This window comes from Pseudomonas svalbardensis (genome assembly GCF_030053115.1).
In the GTDB taxonomy this organism is placed as follows: Bacteria; Pseudomonadota; Gammaproteobacteria; order Pseudomonadales; family Pseudomonadaceae; genus Aquipseudomonas; species Aquipseudomonas svalbardensis.
In genome coordinates this window covers 3,217,503-3,237,117 of sequence record NZ_CP125619.1, presented here as the reverse complement: position 1 = coordinate 3,237,117, position 19,615 = coordinate 3,217,503, and the positions used below count along the sequence as shown (strand labels likewise).

At 61.2% G+C, this 19,615-nt stretch carries 15 protein-coding genes; 3 read left to right on the top strand and 12 right to left on the bottom strand.

Going from position 1 to position 19,615, the window contains the following annotated elements; genetic code table 11:
* Positions 1–75: 75 nt before the first annotated feature.
* The 10 genes from QFX16_RS14970 to glgA all read right to left on the bottom strand — a co-directional run bounded on the left by QFX16_RS14970 (position 76) and on the right by glgA (position 13,941).
* Positions 76–735, bottom strand: a complete 660-nt coding sequence (locus QFX16_RS14970; RefSeq protein WP_283180275.1) for a glycosyltransferase family 2 protein — start codon at positions 733–735, stop codon at positions 76–78.
* A complete protein-coding gene (locus QFX16_RS14965; protein WP_283180274.1) occupies positions 732–1,331 on the bottom strand; it encodes an SAM-dependent methyltransferase in 600 nt (199 codons plus the stop codon). Before QFX16_RS14965 ends, QFX16_RS14970 begins: the two co-directional genes overlap by 4 nt.
* Entirely contained in the window at positions 1,328–2,086 is a 759-nt protein-coding gene (locus QFX16_RS14960; RefSeq protein ID WP_283180273.1) for a PIG-L deacetylase family protein, read from the bottom strand. Before QFX16_RS14960 ends, QFX16_RS14965 begins: the two co-directional genes overlap by 4 nt.
* Entirely contained in the window at positions 2,083–3,072 is a 990-nt protein-coding gene (locus QFX16_RS14955; RefSeq protein ID WP_283180272.1) for an acyl-CoA dehydrogenase family protein, read from the bottom strand. Before QFX16_RS14955 ends, QFX16_RS14960 begins: the two co-directional genes overlap by 4 nt.
* A gap of 1 nt (position 3,073) precedes the next feature.
* A complete protein-coding gene (gene glgX, locus QFX16_RS14950) occupies positions 3,074–5,233 on the bottom strand; it encodes a glycogen debranching protein GlgX (protein WP_283180271.1) in 2,160 nt (719 codons plus the stop codon).
* A gap of 114 nt (positions 5,234–5,347) precedes the next feature.
* Complete coding sequence (locus tag QFX16_RS14945) at positions 5,348–5,665, bottom strand: DUF2934 domain-containing protein (protein WP_283180270.1); 318 nt, start codon at positions 5,663–5,665, stop codon at positions 5,348–5,350.
* Positions 5,666–5,686: 21 nt separating this feature from the next.
* Positions 5,687–8,473 carry a malto-oligosyltrehalose synthase gene (locus tag QFX16_RS14940; protein ID WP_283180269.1) on the bottom strand — a complete coding sequence of 929 codons (2,787 nt, stop codon included), beginning with the start codon at positions 8,471–8,473 and terminating at the stop codon, positions 5,687–5,689.
* Positions 8,470–10,548, bottom strand: coding sequence for a 4-alpha-glucanotransferase (malQ, locus tag QFX16_RS14935; protein ID WP_283180268.1), 2,079 nt, complete (start codon positions 10,546–10,548; stop codon positions 8,470–8,472). Before malQ ends, QFX16_RS14940 begins: the two co-directional genes overlap by 4 nt.
* Positions 10,545–12,341: a malto-oligosyltrehalose trehalohydrolase gene (gene treZ, locus QFX16_RS14930; RefSeq protein ID WP_283180267.1), complete on the bottom strand. Its 1,797-nt coding sequence runs from the start codon at positions 12,339–12,341 to the stop codon at positions 10,545–10,547. The genes malQ and treZ overlap by 4 nt, the downstream gene beginning before the upstream one ends.
* A 13-nt stretch (positions 12,342–12,354) precedes the next feature.
* Entirely contained in the window at positions 12,355–13,941 is a 1,587-nt protein-coding gene (gene glgA, locus QFX16_RS14925) for a glycogen synthase GlgA (protein ID WP_283180266.1), read from the bottom strand.
* Positions 13,942–14,502: 561 nt separating this feature from the next.
* Here glgA and QFX16_RS14920 point away from each other — a divergent pair.
* Both QFX16_RS14920 and nudC read left to right on the top strand, forming a co-directional pair.
* A complete protein-coding gene (locus tag QFX16_RS14920) occupies positions 14,503–15,315 on the top strand; it encodes a crotonase/enoyl-CoA hydratase family protein (RefSeq protein WP_283180265.1) in 813 nt (270 codons plus the stop codon).
* Between the two features lie 6 nt (positions 15,316–15,321).
* On the top strand, positions 15,322–16,152 hold the full coding sequence (gene nudC, locus QFX16_RS14915; protein WP_283180264.1) for an NAD(+) diphosphatase: 831 nt from the start codon (positions 15,322–15,324) through the stop codon (positions 16,150–16,152).
* On the opposite strand, the gene QFX16_RS14910 is transcribed toward nudC, so the two are convergent.
* Entirely contained in the window at positions 16,120–16,899 is a 780-nt protein-coding gene (locus QFX16_RS14910; RefSeq protein ID WP_283180263.1) for a TSUP family transporter, read from the bottom strand. The genes nudC and QFX16_RS14910 overlap by 33 nt on opposite strands.
* A gap of 103 nt (positions 16,900–17,002) precedes the next feature.
* Positions 17,003–18,241 carry an acyl-CoA dehydrogenase family protein gene (locus QFX16_RS14905; protein WP_283180262.1) on the bottom strand — a complete coding sequence of 413 codons (1,239 nt, stop codon included), beginning with the start codon at positions 18,239–18,241 and terminating at the stop codon, positions 17,003–17,005.
* A 259-nt stretch (positions 18,242–18,500) separates the two neighbouring features.
* On the opposite strand from QFX16_RS14905, the gene sfnG reads away from it, so the two are divergent.
* Entirely contained in the window at positions 18,501–19,595 is a 1,095-nt protein-coding gene (gene sfnG / locus QFX16_RS14900) for a dimethylsulfone monooxygenase SfnG (RefSeq protein ID WP_439900083.1), read from the top strand.
* The last annotated feature ends 20 nt before the right edge of the window (positions 19,596–19,615 follow it).

The window sequence follows — 19,615 nt, the reverse complement described above, 5'->3', positions numbered from 1 at the left end:
CCCTGGATTGCCGCGAGCAGAGTATTGCTTATGTCACGCTATTCGTCGCCTCGATGTTCCATCCGGTACGTTTTTTTATCCGACCTGCACCATGTCCCGCAAAAAATCACCAAATCCTCCCCGTGCGCGGCTGTCCAGTCGAGCACTGGTGAGCACCTGGGGACGCTGGCTCCAGGCAATATTCGCCCCGCAGCGCTCGAGTTGCCGCACCAGTTGTACATCTTCGTCACTGGCCAGCGGTTCGAAACCACCGGCACGCCGGTAAGCCTCGGCACTGATGCCCAGGTTGGCACCATGGATATGCCGGTGGCCGTCGCGGGCCTGATAACGCTTGTGATAGCGAATCTGTGTCGCCTCATCGAAGGCCGCGTTCCACTGATCGACCGTCACCGTGCCGCACACCGCGTCGGCACCGAGGTCCAGTTGCGCCACCAGCCAGTCCTTGGCGACCCGGCTGTCGGCGTCGGAGCAGGAAATCCAGCGCACCCCCCGATCCAGTAAAAACCGTGCACCTGCGGCGCGCGCCTGGCCGACGTTACGCGCCTCGATCGCCAGGCTGTGCACTGGGTAACTGTCCACAATCTCTGAGGATCGGTCAGTGCAACTGTCGAGCACCACCAGCACCAGGACCGTTTCACCCTCCAGCCGTTCATGGCACGCGGCGCGCAGGGCGGCCCGTATGCACTGCTCGATCAACGCTTCTTCGTTATGCGCCGGGATCAAAATGCCAATCATCGCAAGCCCTCCAGCGCGGCCACGGAGCGCGGTTCACGGCTCCAGAGTTCCAACAGGAAATCGGCCTCCTGATGCAAGACCAGGCGCGGCAAGTGCAACTGTTCGTGAAGCAGGTCATGGACCTGTCGTGCGTTCAGCGGGCAGCCATCGATCGGTGGGCGCCAGTGGCAGGCCAGGAGCTGGCCGTCGGCAGTCAGTGACCGGGCGGCGTGTTCGATCAGGCACTTGAGATCTTCGGCATCCAGGTAATAGCCGACTTCGCTGAGCACGATCAGGTCAAACTGCTCGTTGGGCCAATCGCTCGGCAGGCGACTTTGGCGGACTTCGGCATGGTCGAACAGACTCAGGCGAGTGCGAGCCAGCGCCACGGCGGCGGCTGCCGTATCGCAACACAACAGGCGATCGCAGCGAGTGGCCAGATCAGCGCTCAGTTCCCCGTTGGCGCAACCGGGTTCGAAGATCGCGCGGTAGTGCTGTCGGGGCAGCGCTGCCAGCGTTATGGCGCGTTTGCGCTGTTCGTACCAGCGCTGACGGAACACCCAGGGATCGTCGTTGCCGGCGAACAAACCGTCGAAATAGCAATCCTCGACGCTCATACAAACACCACTTCAAACGGTTGCAGTAACCGGTCCAGCACATACGGTGCCAGCACCGGTGGCAAGCCGATTTTCGGGTCGCCCTCCAGTTGGCTGGCGAAGGCATGAATGGCGTGACGTTTGCGCGCCACCAGCGCCGGGGCCAACAGTATCTTTCGCGCCCGGTGCCAAGGCACGAAACTGTCTTCCGGGGTTGCCCAGTGCCAGGTCCAGACGGGCAGCTCATGCAGCGCAGCACCGACCCGTTTCGCCGCTTCGGCACTGGCACGCCCCACAGCCTCGTGATCGCAATGGCCGTCTTCTCGCCATGTGGTAAAGACCACATCGTTGGGCCGCAGATGACGTTCGATGAACTCGCACAACTCGGCTTCCCGTGCCGCGACCTGACTGTCGGCGAAACCACCGCGCAACCATTTCAGACTGTGCAATGGCAGGCCGAGACGGCGCAAGGCCTGGGCCGATTCCTGCGGGCGGACCACGCTCAGGCGTTCCACCGGCCAGCGCTCGGAACCGGGATGGCTGGCACTGCCATCAGTGACTGAAATCAGTTGCAGCGGCCGGCCGGCCCCAGCGAGCAATTGCAGGAAGCCGCCGCACCCCAGCACTTCGTCATCCGGATGGGGGGCGATGATCACGGCGCGCGAGCCTTCCGGCACCAGCGTCAGGATGTCGGTCACTGGCAACTGCGCCAGATGGCTTGAGGTTTGCCATAAATGCAGAGGCGTTCCCTGGCCAACTATTGGATTGGTTTTCATAGCGCCCATTTCCCCGAAAGTACTCTCTGCCCAAGCGCTGCAAGATCCCGTTCGGCGTGGCTTTGACGCAGGAACACCGGCAGGTCGGCGATCAGTCGGGCGAACTGTCGGTCCTTGCAATAGGGACCCGCGCCGAGGGCATGGCCGACGTGCAGCATGACCTGTTCGGCGGCGTGTTCCACCACCGCTCGGGCGCGCCGGGCCAGCAATTCGGCGTCGTCCAGCGGGGAGGCGTCGATCATCAATGCGCTGACCCGCAATACCTCGGCGGCAGCATGCAGCGCACTGTCGACCGCGCCCAGGTGGGCGAGGGCGTGGGGTTCTTCACGTTGAGCGCAATGGCTGCGCAGGCGTTCGGCGATGCTCTGTGCCGCGCCGTACCAGCAAGCGGCAATGCCGATTCCGCCTTGCCAGAAGCCGGGACGTTGCAGGTAATCGCCGGGGTTGCCAATGGCTTGTGCTTCGGCGCCTTCGAACAGCACCTCGACGCTGCCAGTGGCACCCATTCCGACGGCTTGCCAGCCCTGATCCGTAACGGTCACGCCGGGTTGATCCAGCGCCACCGCAACCAATTGCTGCCGGTCGTGATGATCCCATGCCGTGAGCAACGCATGACTCAACACCGAAGCACCTGAACACCAGGCCTTGCGCCCATTCAGCACAACCATCTGACCTTGCGGCCTGACTTGCACGCGCGCTTGCGGTGGTTCGGCAGCCCACATGCCCCACGTGCTGCCCGGCGTAGGCGAGCCACCCAGTTGCTGGATGATCGCCAGTGCATCGGTATGGCCTTCGTACAACTTGCACAACCCCAGATCATGAGCACCGACTTCGGCCAGTCGCTGGAATCGCTCCAGCGACTGGCCGCTACCCGGCAGCGGAAGCTGATCAAGTTCAGCCTCCACCAGCGCCCGCAGGCACCGGCCTAGCGCCTGAGTATCAGCGTAGTCCGGTGACTGTCGATCGAGAAACGCTTGAAGGTCCATTTCACTCTTCTTCCTCATGCTGCAATTCAAACAGCAGCAGCGAACGGCCAGTGACGGAATATTCGTGCCCGAACTCGAAGCGTTCCTGCCCGCGAATCGACGGTTGATTGGTGTCGATCATGCACGTCCAGTGATAGCCGTCAGGCACTTCCGGCAAGGTGAAGTTAACGATGTCGTGGTGCGCGTTGACCACCAGCAACAACGTCGCGTCACCACCTTTGCGGCGGATCCCCGTTTCCTGGGCGCGGCCATCCATCAGCATGCCGAGGCAGCGGCCATGGCCTTCCTCCCATTGTTCGATGGACATTTCGCTGCCATCCGGCGCGAGCCAGGTGACGTCCTTGACGCCGATGTCCTCGTTGTAGTTGCCCACCAGGAACCGACCGCGACGCAGGATCGGGTAGGCCAGGCGCAACTTGATCAGCCGTTTAACAAACTTGAGCAGGGCCTTGCCGTCTTCGCTCAGGTCCCAATTGACCCAACCGATATCGCTGTCCTGGCAATAGGCGTTGTTGTTGCCCTCCTGGGTGCGGGCGAATTCGTCGCCGGCCACCAGCATGGGCGTGCCTTGGGACAGCAGCAGGGTGGCGAAGAAGTTGCGCATCTGCCGCTGACGCAGCTCATTGATCTCGGGGTCGTCGGTCGGGCCTTCGACGCCGTGGTTCCAGGACAGGTTGTTGTTGCTGCCGTCCTGATTGTTCTCGTCGTTGGCTTCGTTGTGTTTGTCGTTGTACGACACCAGGTCGTTCAGGGTGAAACCGTCGTGGGCGGTGACGAAGTTCACCGAGGCGTACGGCCGCCGGCCACGCTGATTGAACATCTCGCCGGAGGCTGTCATGCGACTGGCGAAGTCCGCCAGTTGGCCGTCGTCGCCTTTCCAGAACGCACGCACGGTGTCGCGGAATTTGTCATTCCACTCGACCCAGCCTGGCGGAAAGTTACCGACCTGATAGCCGCCGGGGCCGCAATCCCAGGCTTCTGCAATCATCTTCACCTGGCGCAGCACCGGGTCCTGACGGCAGGCGACGAGGAAGCTGTGACGTTCGTCGAAGCCATCGTGGTAACGGCCGAGAATGGTCGCTAAATCGAAGCGGAAACCGTCGACGTGCATTTCCGAGGCCCAGTAGCGCAGGGAGTCGGTGACCATTTGCAGCACGCACGGGTGACTCAGGTCCAGGGTGTTGCCGGTGCCGGAATCGTTGATGTAGAAGCGCTTGTCGTCGGGCATCAAGCGGTAGTAAGAGGCGTTGTCGATGCCGCGCATGGACAGGGTCGGGCCTTGTTCGTTGCCCTCGGCGGTGTGGTTGTAGACCACGTCGAGGATTACTTCAAGATTGGCTTCGTGCAGGTGCGCAACCATCTCCTTGAACTCAGCGATCTTGCCACTGGCCAGGTAACGCGGGTCGGGGGCGAAGAACGCGATGCTGTTGTAGCCCCAGTAATTGGTCATGCCTTTGTGCAACAGATGCTGGTCGTTGACGAAGGCATGAATCGGTAGCAATTCGACTGTCGACACGCCGAGCTTGCGGATGTGTTCCAGCACGTCATCGACCATCAACCCGGCGAAGGTGCCGCGCACATTCTCGGGGACGGAGGGGTGACGCATGCTGATACCGCGCACGTGAGTCTCATAAATGATGGTCTTGTCCCACGGCACGCTGACCCGATGGTCGTGACCCCAGGTGTGGGCCGGGTCGATCACCTTGCACTTGGGCACGAAGGGCGCGCTGTCCCGTTCATCGAAACTGAGGTCGGCGTCGGGATGGCCGATGGTGTAGCCGAACAGGGCTTCGGACCATTTCAACTGGCCGACCAGTTGTTTGGCGTAGGGGTCGATCAGCAGTTTGTTGTGGTTGAAGCGATGACCGTTCGCCGGGTCGTACGGGCCGTAGACACGGTAGCCGTAGATCATCCCCGGATGCGCGTCGGGCAGGTAGCCGTGGTAGATCTCGTCGGTGTATTCCGGCAGTTCGATGCGTTCCAGTTCGACCTCGCCGGCATCATCGAAGATGCACAGCTCGACCTTGGTGGCATTGGCGGAAAACAAGGCGAAGTTGACCCCCAGGCCATCCCAGGTCGCGCCCAGCGGGAAGGGCAAGCCTTCACGGATTCGCGAGGCCTCGACCTGAGGTTCTGGCGCGGCTTTCTTCGGACTGGTCATAGGTGCTCCTGCAAAGGGGTGACAGTTCTTGGCTCTGGTTTTTTTTGAGGGCGAGCGAGCCCTCGGTGGCGAGAAGGCTCGCCACGAGGTCAATCAGGACACAGGTGAGAGGCGTCAGACAGCGGGCGGTTTACGCGCTGCTCGAGGCTTTTTCTCGTTGGCTTTTTCGCCCGGCGGGATGACCTTGGAGGCAGCGGCGGGCTTGGCTTTGGTGTTTGGCTCCGCTGCCTTGCCATTGGCTTTGCTGGCAGGGGCCTTGGTGCCGGCGGTTTTGCTGCCCGCCGCTTTTGGCGATTTGCTCGGTGCCAGGGCTTCGGCTTCAGCCAGTTTGCGGGCCATCTCCCAGTGGCGAGCGTCCTGGCCCTCGGGTTTTCCTTCCGATTCCCAGATCTGATAGGCGAATTCGCGGATACGTTTATCGTTAGTGCTCATCGCAATGCTCCTGAACTGAACTCAAGTGTGGGTAGTTTGGATAAAAAGATTGATCGGGAAATCCACTAGCGCGTCGCTGATGTTCAGCTCCCTTTGGTGTGTGACTGTTGTGCCTGAAAAAAGTCCCTTCAAATTTTCATCAGGGACGGTGAACGGTAATTTGACCCGTGTATCGCCCCACAGCGGCGCGTCAATCCGGGGTTCGGCACTGTTTTTCAGCAGCTCGGCGCAACGTATCGGTACGATCACGATGGCGCGTTTTCCTTCCAGCGAGCGAGCAAATGCCAGCACCCGGTGAGCCTGGCTGCCGACGACTTCAAGGGCTTGATACGTCCCTCGCCGAAACAGCTCGGTGTGCTCGAGCCGCAGGTTCAACACATGAGCGATCAGCGCTTGTTTAATGCGCCCGTCGCGCCAGTCAGCCAACAGTTCGGGCAGTTCCAATGGCGTCTGCATCGACTGCTGACGGCTGGCGTAATCCACCGGCCGGCGGTTGTCAGGATCGACTAGCGAGAAGTCCCAATACTCGTTGCCCTGATAGAGGTCCGGTACCCCCGGCACGGTCATGCGCAGCAAGGTTTGCGCCAATCCATTGAGGGCTCCGGGGACGGCGATGCTCTTGGCGGCTTTGCCGAGGGCCGCACGTAACAGTTCACCTTCGGGGCTCAGAAGCAGACGTTGCAGGAATTGCTGAACCGCTTGTTCGTAAGCCTCGTTCGGCGCGCTCCAGCTGCTTTGCAACTTGGCTTCGCGCAAGGCTTTCTGTTGCCACTGCCACAGACGTTGAGTGTAGTTCTCCAAGGCTGTTTGATCGTCACTGCGCAAATCGAGCGGCCAGCTGCCGAGGATCGCTTGATAGAGGATCAACTCATCGCCCGCAGTCGGTATCTGGTCGTCGTCGCGCAGGGGGCGGGCGAGGGTCCGCCAGAGCGTGACTTGCTCGGCGTACCAGGCACTGCGCTCGCTCAGCACCGCCAGGCGCGCGCGGGTGTCTTCGCCGCGTTTGTGGTCGTGGGTCGCGGTGGCCAGCAAATTATCGGGGAACTCGTCGAGACGGTTGATGCAAGCCGCATGGAAATCGGCCACCGGCGCGCTGAACTGTTCGGTGCTGAAGCCCACGTCATTGCGCGACAACAATGTCGCCGAGCGATAGAACGCGGTGTCCTCCACAGCCTTCGCCGCCGCCGGCGACGTCAGTTGCTGAAAACGCACACAGGCATGCTTGAGCATCTTGCGCGGCCGGCCCAACGGGTGTTTGCGCCACGGCTCACCCCCCAGCCAGCTGGCCAGGCAATCGAGCACCGGCCAGTCGGCCTCGCCGAGGGTTTGCCTGGCACCGTCCATGGCTTGCTGGAAAAACACATCGTCTTCAGTCGAACGCCCAAGGGGGCTGATATAGGTGCGGTACACCGGGAAATGCACGATCAGTTCCTGCAACGCCCGACGGATTGCACCGAGGGTCAGGTCGCGGGTCATCAGGTCATCCCGGGCCACTTGCAACAGGGCCTGGGCGACGCTTTCGAAGTCGCCGGCGAGGGAACCGTTGAGGATCTGCTGGCGGGCCAGTTGCGCTTCCTGACGGAAATCGGCAGGCCGTTCGCTGTAGCGATTCCACAGTTCGGCCAAAGTGTGCGCGCCTTCCGGAGCGTGTTGCAGCAGCGACAGCTGATTCATGAACTCGTAACCGGTGGTGCCATCCACCGACCAGTCACGGTGCAGGGTTTCACCTTCGCCGAGGATCTTCTCGACGTAGATCGGCAGGTGCCGATCTCGCGACAGGCTGTCGACCCGTCGCCGCAATTTGCGGCAGTAACCCCGAGGGTCGGCGAGGCCGTCGATGTGGTCGATGCGCAGACCGTCAAACAGGCCTTCGGCCACCAGTTCGAAGATTTTCGCGTGGGTGGCTTCGAACACGGCCGGGCGTTCGACCCGCAGGCCGCCCAGTTCGTTGATATCGAAAAAACGCCGCCAGTTGATGTCATCTGCTGCTGTGCGCCAACTGGCCAGGCGATAGCTTTGGCGTTCAAGCAACAGGTGCAGGCGCTGGAAACCTTCGGCGGTGAGCGAGTCGTAAGCGCTGAGGTTGTGCTGGATGGCCTGCAGAATCGCCGGATCGCTGGCCAGTTCACGCAACTCTGTTTTAAGCGGCATCGCCAGACTGTGGGCGTCGGTCTGGTAGCTCAAGGTGCTGAAACGGTCTGCCAGCGCCTTGAGCGATTCGGCACTCAGCGGGTCATCGGTTCTGAGCAGTTCGCCGTAATTCGTCGGACAGATCGGGAAGTGATGCTCATAGTGCTCGACATAAAACGCACCCTTTTGCGCATCGAAGCGCAAGGGCAGGGTGCCGTCCTGCAAGGCGATGCCGTAGTCGCTGCCGAGGAAGGGCAGCAGCAACTGGCCTTCCATCAACGGGTCGGGCGAATGCCATTGGATATCGAAGAATTCGCCGTAAGGGCTCAGGCGTCCCCATTCCAGCAAATCCTGCCACCAGGGATTATCGCCACCGCCGACGGCCATGTGGTTGGAGACGATGTCGAGGATCAGCCCCATGTTCTGCTCGCGCAATGCGCTGACCAAACGCCGCAGCGCCGCTTCGCCGCCCAGCTCCGGGTTGACCGTGGTCGGGTCCACGACGTCGTAGCCATGCATGGACCCGGCGCGAGCACTCAGCAGGGGTGACGCATACACATGGCTGATGCCGAGGCTGGCGAAGTACGGCACCAGCGGCACCGCATCGTCCAGCGTGAAGTCTTTATGGAACTGCAGCCGCAGGGTGGCCCGCAGCGGTTGGATAAGCGTTTGCTTCATTGGTCACGCTCGGCCGCCTGAAGCCGCGCACAGGCGAGCAGTTCCAGACGCCGAGCGGCGTCCGGGTCATCGAGCAAGGCTTCACTGTCGCCGGGCAAGCGTCGGGACCAATTGGGGTGCGTGTCGGTGGTGCCGGGCAAGTTGGCTTGCTGCTCGATGCCCAGGGCATCTTCCAGCGGCAGCAACACCAGCGGCGCACGGGTATGACCGAGGAAACGTATCGCGGCATCGAGCACCTGATCGGTTTCATGGGACTCTTCGCGAAAGTTTTGCGGGTCCTCGCTCAACACCCGACGCAGGCCTTCACGCTCGCGTTCGCGGTGGTGGCGCCATTCGATTTCACCCGGGGCGTCGACCAGGCCCAGTCGGGCGTTCCAGTCGATATCGTGGCCATGCCACCAGCCATTGAGTGTCGGCAAGTCATGAGTACTTGTGGTCGCCAGTGCGTTGTCCGGCCAGTCGAGAATCGGTTTGAAGTGCGCGTTGTCCTGTTCGAACAACAGCACGCGCATGCCGAGAATCGAACGGGCGATGAGCTTTTCTCGCAGACCATCGGCCACGGTGCCAAGGTCTTCACCGAGGACGATGGCTTGATGGCGATGGGACTCGAGGGTCAGCAAACGCAGCAGGTCATCCACCGGGTAATAGAGGTAGGCGCCGTCGGCGGGTGACGCGCCATTGGGGATCACCCACAGCCGTTGCAGTCCCATGACGTGATCAATGCGCAGGCCACCGGCGTGGGCAAAATTGGCGCGGAGCATTTCGATGAATGCACGAAAGCCATTGCGCACCAGACCTTCGGGCGAGAACGCGGAAATCCCCCAGCCCTGACCGGTACGGTTGAGAATGTCCGGTGGTGCACCCACGGTCAGCGAGGCGAGCAATTCGTCCTGGCGACTCCAGGCCTGGCTGCCACCGCCATCGGCACCGACGGCCAGATCGGCGATCAGGCCAATGCTCATGCCGGCGCTGCGGGCGGCGGTTTGTGCGCGCTCCAGGCAGCGCGTGATCAGCCATTGGCAGAAGGCAAAGAAGCCGATGCGCCCGGCGTTTTCTTCGGCGAATTCGGCCAGGGCCGCGCTGCGCGGGTTTTGCCATTGCACGGGCCACTGCCGCCAGTCGAGACTTTCACCCTGGGCGGCGCGGGCTTCTTGAATGGCTTCAAAGCGGCAGTGGTTTTCCAGGGCTTCGCCAGCAGCGTGGCGGAAGCTGCTGAAGTCGGCATGCAACGGGTGTTCGCCCTGCACAAAACCTTCGTACAACGCCTGCAACAGACGATGTTTGGCTTCGGCCGCCACCGGCCAATCAATCAACGGCAAGGCTTCGAGGTGCTTGAGTTCTGCCGCCAGGCCGGTTGCATCAATCGCGGTCCGCAATGCTCGATCACCCAGGATCGCGCCCGGTGCGGCGTACAGGCTGTTGAGAAACAAACGGCTGGAAGGCGAATACGGGCTGTAGCGCTGGGTGTCGCTGCCGAACATCGCATGCAGCGGACTGATCGCCAGCGCTTCGGCGCCACGCTCGCCGGCCACCCGAGCCAGGTCTTCCAGCGCCTGGGTATCGCCGAAACCGCCATCGCCCGGACGACGCAGCGCGTACAGCTGCACGCTCAGGCCCCAGGCGCGGGGGATCGGACTGTCGACGGCATCGCCGACGCTGTAGCAGCGCGTCGGTGCAACGGCCAAGGTAAATTCCTGTCCGTCGATGCTGACGTGCTGATAACCGACCGGGACCAGGCCCGGCAATATCGCCTCGGCATCCAGTTTTAAATGAAGTCGCGAGCCATCTTCAAGGTGGATCTCGCACGGTGTTTGCGGCTCAAAGTAATGCGCCAGGCTGAGGCCGACACCGAAGTCTGCGGTCAGCAGCGGCGGCAGGTGTCGGGTCTGTTGCACCTGCTGCAGTTCCTGCAGGCTGGCGTCGATTTCCTGAGCGCTGCCGGCCGGGTGGCCGAGTCCGGTGAGGACGTTGCGTAACACTGATGGGGCGACTTTCTGTGGGCGGCCATTGGCGTCGATCCAGTCGACAGCCAGGCCAGCTCGGCTGGCCAGTATTTCCAGTTGCGCATCGCTCATTGGCGCTCTCCATCCGGGGGTAGCAAAGGGGCTGCGGCCGTGAGGCTGACTAGCGCGCAATACGGGGCAAGTGTGCCCTGATCCAACAGACCGGCTGACTGTGGCGGGTATTCGAACAACAACGAAGCGTCGGCCTGTGGGGAGTGGACCACCGGCGTGTCGCTGAGGTTCAGGTCAATGCACAGCAGGCTGCCATCGCCCAGTCGCCAGCGCGCCGTTACTGCGCCTGCGCCCAGCACGTCCGCGCCCAATGCTTGAGCACCGGGCAGGCGGGGAATGATCTGCTGATGGCGGATCTGCAACAGTTGGCGATACAGGTCGTGTATGGCGGATTGTCGGGTTGATGTCAGCTCGGGGCGTGAAGCCTCAAAGGTCTGGCGCGCGTTGGGGTCGGGAATCTGCTCGCGTTTGTGCGGATCAGCAAACGCGCTGAAGGCGGCAAACTCGTTACGTCGTCCCTCGCGGACCAGCTCCGCGAGTTCACCGTGATGGCTGGTGAAGAACAGGAACGGTTGTTGGGCGGCGAACTCGTCGCCCATGAACATCAGCGGGATCATCGGTGACAACAGTAGTAATGCGGTGGCTGCCTTGAGCGCATCGGGGTTGGCCAGTTGATGCAGCCGTTCGCCCAAGGCGCGGTTGCCGATCTGGTCGTGGTTTTGCAGAAACAGCACAAAAGCACTGGGCGGCAAATGACCGCTGGGCTCGCCACGGGGTGTACCGTGACGGGTCAAGTGGCCTTGAAACACAAAACCCTGGCTCAGGCAGCGCGCCAGTTGTTCAGTGGGGTTTTGTGCATAGTCGGCGTAATAGGCGTCGGTTTCGCCAGTCAGCAGCACGTGCAAGGCGTTGTGACCGTCGTCGTTCCACTGCGCGTCGTAGCCTTCTCCGAGCAGGCTGGCCTGGTTGTGTTCGTTTTCAACGGTCAGCCACACATGCCTGGCCGGATCGGTTTGCTGGCGAACCTTTTGCGCCAGTTCCTGAAGAAAGTCAGGGTCTTCGATGGCGTGTACCGCGTCCAGGCGCAAGCCATCGAAGCGGTACTCCAGCAACCACATCAGCGCATTGTCGATGAAGAAGTCCCGTACCTCGCGCCGCCGGAAGTCGATGGCCGCACCCCACGGGGTGTGCTTGTCTTCGCGGAAAAAGCCCTTGGCGTAGCGATGCAGGTAGTTGCCGTCCGGGCCGAAGTGGTTGTAGACCACGTCGAGAATCACCGCCATGCCATGACCGTGGGCGGTGTCGATCAAGTGTTTGAGTTGTTCGGGAGTGCCATAGGAGGCTTGGGGCGCGTAGGGCAGAACCCCGTCATAACCCCAATTGCGGTCACCGGGGAACTGCGCCAGGGGCATCAGTTCGATCGCGCTGATGCCCAGCTCCACGAGGCGCGCCAGGTGCTGCTCGACTTCGCTGAAGCCGCCGAGCGCACCGACGTGCAATTCGTAGATCACCGCCTCATTCCACGGCCGCCCAAGCCAGGCGCTGTGTTGCCATTGATAGGCAAGTGGATCGACCACCACGCTGTGGCGGTCGATATCACCGGCCTGCGCGCGGGAGGCCGGGTCGGGCACCGCAAGCTCCCCGTCGATGTTGTAGCGGTAACGCGTGCCGGCGGGGCAGCGGGTGTTGATCACGAACCAGCCATCTGCCTGGGGCAGGAGTGGCAAGGACTGTCCATCTTCCAGTTCGACACTGACGTAAAACGCATCTGGCGCCCACAAGGCAAAACGCGTGTGCTCTGCGTCCAGCATGATTGCGCCGTGGGGCCAGGTCTCAAGGGTCCGTAACGGCATCTTTGAAAACCTCTTAATGTTTGCCCGATTTACCCAGCGCCTTGGTCACCAGTTTTTCGTAGAGTTCGGCGTACGGTTCGACCGCCTTGCACCAGTTGAAAGGCGCGGCCATGGCCCGGCAGCGCATGGCATTGAGCAGGTCGGGGAAGGCAAAAACCTTGAAGGCCCGGCTCAGGGCTTCCTCGTAACTTTCGGCCGTGGATTCGTCGAACAGGAAACCGGTCACCCCGTTTTCAATGGTGTCGGCCAAACCACCGGTGTTGCGTGCCACCGGCAACGAACCGAAGCGCTGGGCGTACATCTGGCTCAGCCCGCAAGGCTCGTAACGCGAAGGCATCAGCAGGAAATCACTGCCGGCGAACATGCGACGGGCGTCGGTCTCGTTGAAACCGATGCGCACGCCGATCTGGCCTGGAAAACGCAGGGCCAGTTCACGCATGGCTTGTTCTTCTTCCGGCTCGCCACGACCGATGATCGCGATCTGCCCGCCAGATTTGACGATGTACTCGGAGACGGCTTCGGTCAGGTCCAGGCCTTTCTGATAGACCAGTCGCGAAACCACGGCGAACAGCGGACCTTCGCTATCATCCAGGCCAAACAGCTTACGCACGTGGGCGGCGTTGACCGCTTTGCCTTCCCAATCGCCAATTTTGAAGGGGCGGAACAGGTGCGGGTCGGTAGCGGCATCCCAGCTTTCATCGATGCCATTGGGAATACCACTGAGCAGACCTTGCTGGGTCTTGGCGGCAAGAAAACCGTCGAGACCGCAGCCGAAGGCCGGGGTGGTGATTTCCTGGGCATAGGTGGCGCTGACGGTGGTGATGTGGCTCGAATAAGCCATGCCGGCCTTGAGGAACGACATCTTGCCGTAGAACTCCATGCCTTCCTGTTGCAAGGCATGCATGGGAATACCCAGTTCCGGGCACGAGCCAAGACTGGTCACGCCCTGATAGGCGAGGTTATGAATGGTGAACAGCGTCGGGGTACGCTGTCCACGCCAGTGCATATAAGCGGGTGCCAGACCGGCAGGCCAGTCATGGGCGTGCACCAGGTCCGGGCACCAGTGAATTTGTGCAAGATTGGCGGCGATATCGGCAGCGGCCAGGCCCAGACGGGCGAAACGAATGTGGTTGTCCGGCCAGTCGCGGCCGTTGTTGGCACCGTAAGGCGAACCCTCGCGCTCGTAAAGCTCGGGGCAGATCAACACGTAAATGACCAGACCGTCGGGCATGTCCATGCGCCCGATCTTGCAGGGGGGCAACGCGGCGTGACCACCGAGTTCACCAATGATATGAATCGGGTTTTCGCTGTTCAGCACTTGCGGGTAACCGGGAATCAGCACACGCACATCATGCAGATGCGCCATGGCTCGCGGCAGCGCTGCGGAAACATCGCCCAGACCACCGGTTTTCACCAGATCGGCGATCTCCGAGGTGACGAACAACACTTTCTTCTTGTTGGGGTTCTGACTGGTCACCGGTGTCAGCGTCTTTGTGCCTGGGACGCTGACCGATTGGTGACTTGGCGCGCTTACAGTGCTCGTTTCGCCGACCTGCTGATGAGCACGTTCTCCCTGAATATCTAAAGCCGCACTGATCATATAAGTCTCCCGTGTTGTTGATCTAATTCTTAGGTCTGGCACAAACGGTGTTTCGTGGCCAATTCCTGTGGCCGGGCGCAAACGCGCTACGCATCGGAGAGCAAGCGCCGCCAATACGATGAAGCAGAATGGCTGTAGAGATCGTTGCAAGGATTGCACCAGTCGCAACGCACCTCCCTTTAACCTGACCCGTCACGAGCGGCAAAAGTTTCGACTTTCTTCCCGCTTTGTGACCGGCCGGTTTCGCCCCGCGAAACTGAGTCTAGGCCAGAACTTAGAGCGGGGGAGGCCAGATGGCAAAATTGTTCGACAATCGGTTTAAAGAGGTACGGACGTACCGCTTGGAGGGGGAAACGCACCGACGAAGGGCATGATTTTTTACCTTTTTGCCTCAAAAAAAAGTCGAGATGTCACATGAATGTGCGAAGCGCGGCAATGCTCGCGCACCGTTGTGGTGCGCAGGCTAAGTCCCGTCTTTGGCCGAACCGCTGCCTTACGGTCGGCCTTGATGCCTTGTTATAGTCCGGAACTCATTTTCTGCCCGGTAAAAGGATCACTGCCATGTCTCAGTACACTGCGTTCACCGTCGAACTGAACGATAAAGTCGCCCATGTGCAGATCAACCGGCCGGAAAAAATCAATTCGATGAATGCCGCGTTCTGGAGCGAGATCATCGAGATTTTCCAGTGGGTCGACGACACTGACGAAGTCCGGGTGGTGGTCCTCAGTGGTGCGGGCAAGCATTTTTCTTCCGGCATCGACCTGATGATGTTGGCCGGCGTGGCCAATGAACTGGGCAAGGACGTGGGTCGCAACGCGCGCTTGCTGCGCCGCAAAATCCTCGCCCTTCAAGGGTCTTTCAATGCGGTCGACCATTGCCGCAAACCTGTGCTGGCGGCGATTCAGGGTTATTGCCTGGGTGGCGCCATCGACCTTATTGCTGCTTGCGACATGCGTTACGCCGCCGAAGACGCGCAGTTTTCGATCAAGGAAATCGACATCGGCATGGCGGCCGACGTTGGCACTCTGCAACGCTTGCCGCGGATCATCGGTGACGGCATGCTGCGTGAACTGGCTTACACTGGTCGCACTTTCGGTGCCGAAGAAGCGCGTGGCATGGGCCTGGTCAATCGCGTTTACAGCGACACGGCCAGCCTGCTCGACGGTGTCATGGGCATTGCCCGCGAGATCGCCAGCAAGTCGCCGATTGCGATCACCGGCACCAAAGAGATGATCAGCTACATGCGCGACCATCGCATCGACGACGGCCTCGAATACGTCGCCACCTGGAACGCCGCCATGCTGCAATCCACTGATCTGCGCGTGGCCATGGCCGCCCATATGAGCAAACAGAAACCCGAATTTCTGGATTGATTAAAAATGATTTCACGCTGGACCACTGCAGTACTGGACACCGACCAGCCCGGCGGCTGGGCGGTAGCGCGTAGCCCCGAAGGCTTTTTGTTCGATGACAATGGCGCGCTGTTTGCGCGCGAATGGCTCAAGCGCCAGGACCTGTCGATCCTCGCCGAACATGGCATCGGTCACCTGGACGGCGAACCGGTCTATTTGTTGGAGCTGCGCAGTCACAGCGATGTGCCGGGCTGCAACTGGAAAGGCCTGCGGGCGTTCATGCTCGAAGGCGACCATACGCTCTACAAAGTGCTCGGTTATGCCGCGCAAATCGGCACCTGGGCCCGCGAACACCGCTTTTGCGGCAACTGCGGGCAGGCGATGATCCAAGTGACCCGGGAACGGGCGATGTATTGCGAACCGTGTGATTTACGTAGTTACCCACGCATTTCGCCGAGCATGATCGTACTGGTGACCCGTGGCGATGAAGTCCTGCTGGCCCGTTCGCCGCGCTTTGTCCCCGGGGTCTACAGTACGTTGGCGGGGTTTGCCGAACCGGGCGAGTCGGCCGAAGACTGCCTGATTCGTGAAGTCCGCGAAGAAGTGCAGATCGAGGTCAAGAACATCCAATACATGGGCAGCCAGTGCTGGCCGTTCCCGCATTCGATGATGCTGGGTTTCCATGCCGAATACGCCGGCGGCGAGATCGTGTGTCAGGAAGACGAGATCGAAGACGCCCAGTGGTTCAACGTACGCGAGCTGCCGCCGTTGCCGGCGTCACGCTCGATTGCCCGTTACCTGATCGACGTCTATGTGGCGCGGCGCTTAGGCCACGCTGAACCAGTGTTGCCAGGCTAACCGCACGGTCAAGCCCAACACCACGGTGATGAACACCGGGCGAATGAACTTCGCACCGCCGCTGATGGCGGTGCGAGCCCCGAAGAACGCCCCGACCATCACCGACAGGCCCATGCTCAGGCCGATGATCCAGTCCACCTGCCCGGAAAACACGAACACCGACAGTGCCGCAATGTTGCTGACGAAGTTCATGCTGCGCGCCACGCCGCTGGCCTTCACCAAGTCGATGGGGTACATCAGCATCGTGCTGACGGTCCAGAACGCACCCGTGCCGGGACCGGCCACGCCGTCGTAGAAACCAAGGCTGAAGCCTTGGGTCGATTGCCACTTTTTCTTGATCGGTGCGTCGCTGTCCAGCGGTGCTTTCGGCGTTCCGCCAAACAACAGATAGACGCCGCAGCCGAAAACGATCACCGGGAGCATCTTGTTCAGCCATTCCGCCGGCAGGTAGTGAGCAACCACGGCACCGGTCAACGCGCCCACCAGCGTGCCGACAATGGCGTGCATCCACTGCCTTGGATGGAACAGCTTGCGTCGGTAGAAGGTGAAACTGGCCGTGGCCGAGCCGAACGTCGAACTGAGTTTGTTGGTGCCCAGCACCAGATGCGGCGGCAGGCCTGCGGTCAGCAGCGCCGGGGTGGTCAACAGGCCACCACCGCCGGCAATGGCGTCGATGAAACCGGCAATAAAAGCGACGAGGGCCAGAATGGCCAGGGTGGTGAGGTCAACACTGAGTTCGAAAGGCATGGAATCGGCTTATTCGGCGGAGTGCAGGACAGGGCTGCGGGGAAGGGCCGATATCTTACCTATATCCAACTACTGCGGCGACCCGTCTGACCCTATCGTCGGATCACTTGGTCTGTGGCCCGTTCCCGATTTGCCACACAAACGGCGGCTCGGTCCCGTTGATCGCCCAATCCCCGACAATCCGCGCCTTGTAGATCACCGGATTGTGTGACGACACCGTCCGCGCATTGCGCCAGTGCCGGTCCAGTGATTTACCCACGCGAGTATCCGAAGCCCCCAGTGCGTTGAATAGTTGTGCGGTTGCTCGCTGGATTAGCTCAGAAACCACCACCTGCGCCTTGGCCGATTCGATTTCCGCCGCGACATTCGCCTCTTGTTCCAAGGCATCATCACCCGAGAATCGCGCCAGATAAGCCCGTTGCGCCGGTTGCGCAGCCCTCAAGGCGCTGGCCTCGGCCGCATACACCAGTGCCGCAATCTCACCGACCACTTGCTGCACCTGCGAATCCTGGCTGACGTGCTGCGCATTGCCATGGCTGTAGATACGTTTGCGTTCACGTACTTGGTGAGCCACATCGCGCAACGCCGCACGACCGATCCCGGCCAGTGTGGCCAGCAGCACCAGCTGATAAAACGCGGTCTGGTATTTGAAACGGGTGGCGAAGTCGATGATGTTCTCGGCCTCCACCTCGGCATCGATAAACCGTGAGGTGCCACTGCCGGTGGTGCGCTGGCCGAAGCCGTCCCAGTCGTCGCTCTGCACGATGCCGGGTTGGCGGGTTCGGACGGCAGCAATCACGTCGCCGCCGGTGTCGCTGCGGTGCGCGTACACGTCGATCCAGTCGGAAAACAGGCTGCCAGTGCTGTAGAACTTCTCGCCGTTGAGCCTCCACTGATCGCCGTGAGGTGAGACTTTGGTGATGGCATCGCCAATGGCGACGCTGCCAATCTCGGTCCAGGCATTGCCGGCGATGTCACCGTCGACAAAGCGCTTGAACCACAGATCCCGGCCTGGCCCAGGTGTCGAGTTCAAGCGATCCTCGGCAAAGGCGAAGTGCCCGCGCAAGGCCTGAGGCACGTTGGAATCGGCTTCGGCCAATTCGATCAGCAGCTCAAACAGTTGTGGCAGGGAGGCGCCGCCACCGCCGTATTCAATCGGAATCCGTACGGCGCCGAAACCGGCGTCCTTGAGCCACTGAATCGGTTCGTACGGAAGGCTGCGGGACTGTTCGCGCTCAACGGCACCGGCGGCGATGCGTTGGAAAATCGGCCGGAACCTTGCGGCCAGCGCTTCATAGTCAGTGCCAGTGGACAGCGGATTGATTACCTGATGTTCGGTCATGGGACGGCTCCTGGGCTTGGCTAAAAAAGTTGCACGTCAAGGTGATTGCACGGTCCATGCCGGGAGCGCGCGGCCAGGATTTACGCCGTGAAGTCGCTGCTCAATCGCGCCCAGCTGTTGCTCCGCCAACAGTCCGTCAGCAAATCGCCCTGATCGCTCACAGCAAACCATCGTGAATGTCCCGTTAATCCGCGGTTTGCGCGCTGGCACGGTTGCTGCTCTTACCCCAGGACTTCCCTAAAGTCCCGAGGACATGCCAATGAGTCAGCAAGCCGTCAAATTTGCCTACTGGGTGCCTAACGTCAGCGGCGGGCTGGTGGTCAGCAAGATCGAGCAACGCACCCACTGGGGCATCGACTACAACCGCAAACTGGCGCAACTGGCCGAAGAGGCGGGGTTTGAATATGCCCTGACGCAGATCCGCTTCACCGCCGGTTACGGCGCCGAGTACCAACACGAATCCGTCGCCTTCAGCCATGCGTTGCTGGCCGCCACCACCAAACTGAAAGTGATCGCTGCCATCTTGCCCGGCCCTTGGCAGCCGGCGTTGGCGGCCAAGCAATTGGCAACCATCGACCAGCTGACTAACGGCCGGGTGGCGGTGAACATTGTCAGTGGCTGGTTCAAGGGTGAGTTCCAGGCGATTGGCGAACACTGGCTCGAACACGACGAGCGCTATCGCCGCTCCGAAGAATTCATCCGCTCGCTGAAGGGCATCTGGAACCAGGACAACTTCACCTTTCGCGGTGACTTCTACCGCTTCGACAACTACAGCCTCAAACCCAAACCGCTGGGTCAGCCGGAAATCTTCCAGGGTGGCAGTTCTCGCGCGGCTCGGGACATGGCAGCGCGGGTGTCGGACTGGTACTTCACCAACGGCAACACCCCGGAAGGCATCAAGGCCCAGGTCGACGACATTCGCGCCAAGGCGGCGGCAAACAATCATTCGGTGAAAGTCGGCGTAAACGCGTTTGTCATTGCCCGCGACACCGAAGAAGAAGCGCGAGCCGTGCTGGCGCAAATCATCGATCAGGCGGACCCGGAGGCGGTGAATGCGTTTGGCGATGCCGCGAAGCAGGCGGGCAGGGCATCACCTGAGGGTGAGGGCAATTGGGCCAAGTCGACGTTCGAGGATCTGGTGCAGTACAACGACGGTTTCAAGACCAACCTGATCGGTACGCCGCAGCAGATTGCCGAACGGATCGTTGTGCTGAAAGCGGTGGGAGTGGATCTGGTGTTGGCGGGGTTTCTGCACTTTCAGGAAGAGGTGGAGTATTTCGGCAAGCGGGTGTTGCCGTTGGTGAGGGAGCTAGAAGCTAAAGCAGCGGCAAAGCAGCAGGCCGCGGTAGCCTGAACACCACAAACCCCTGTGGG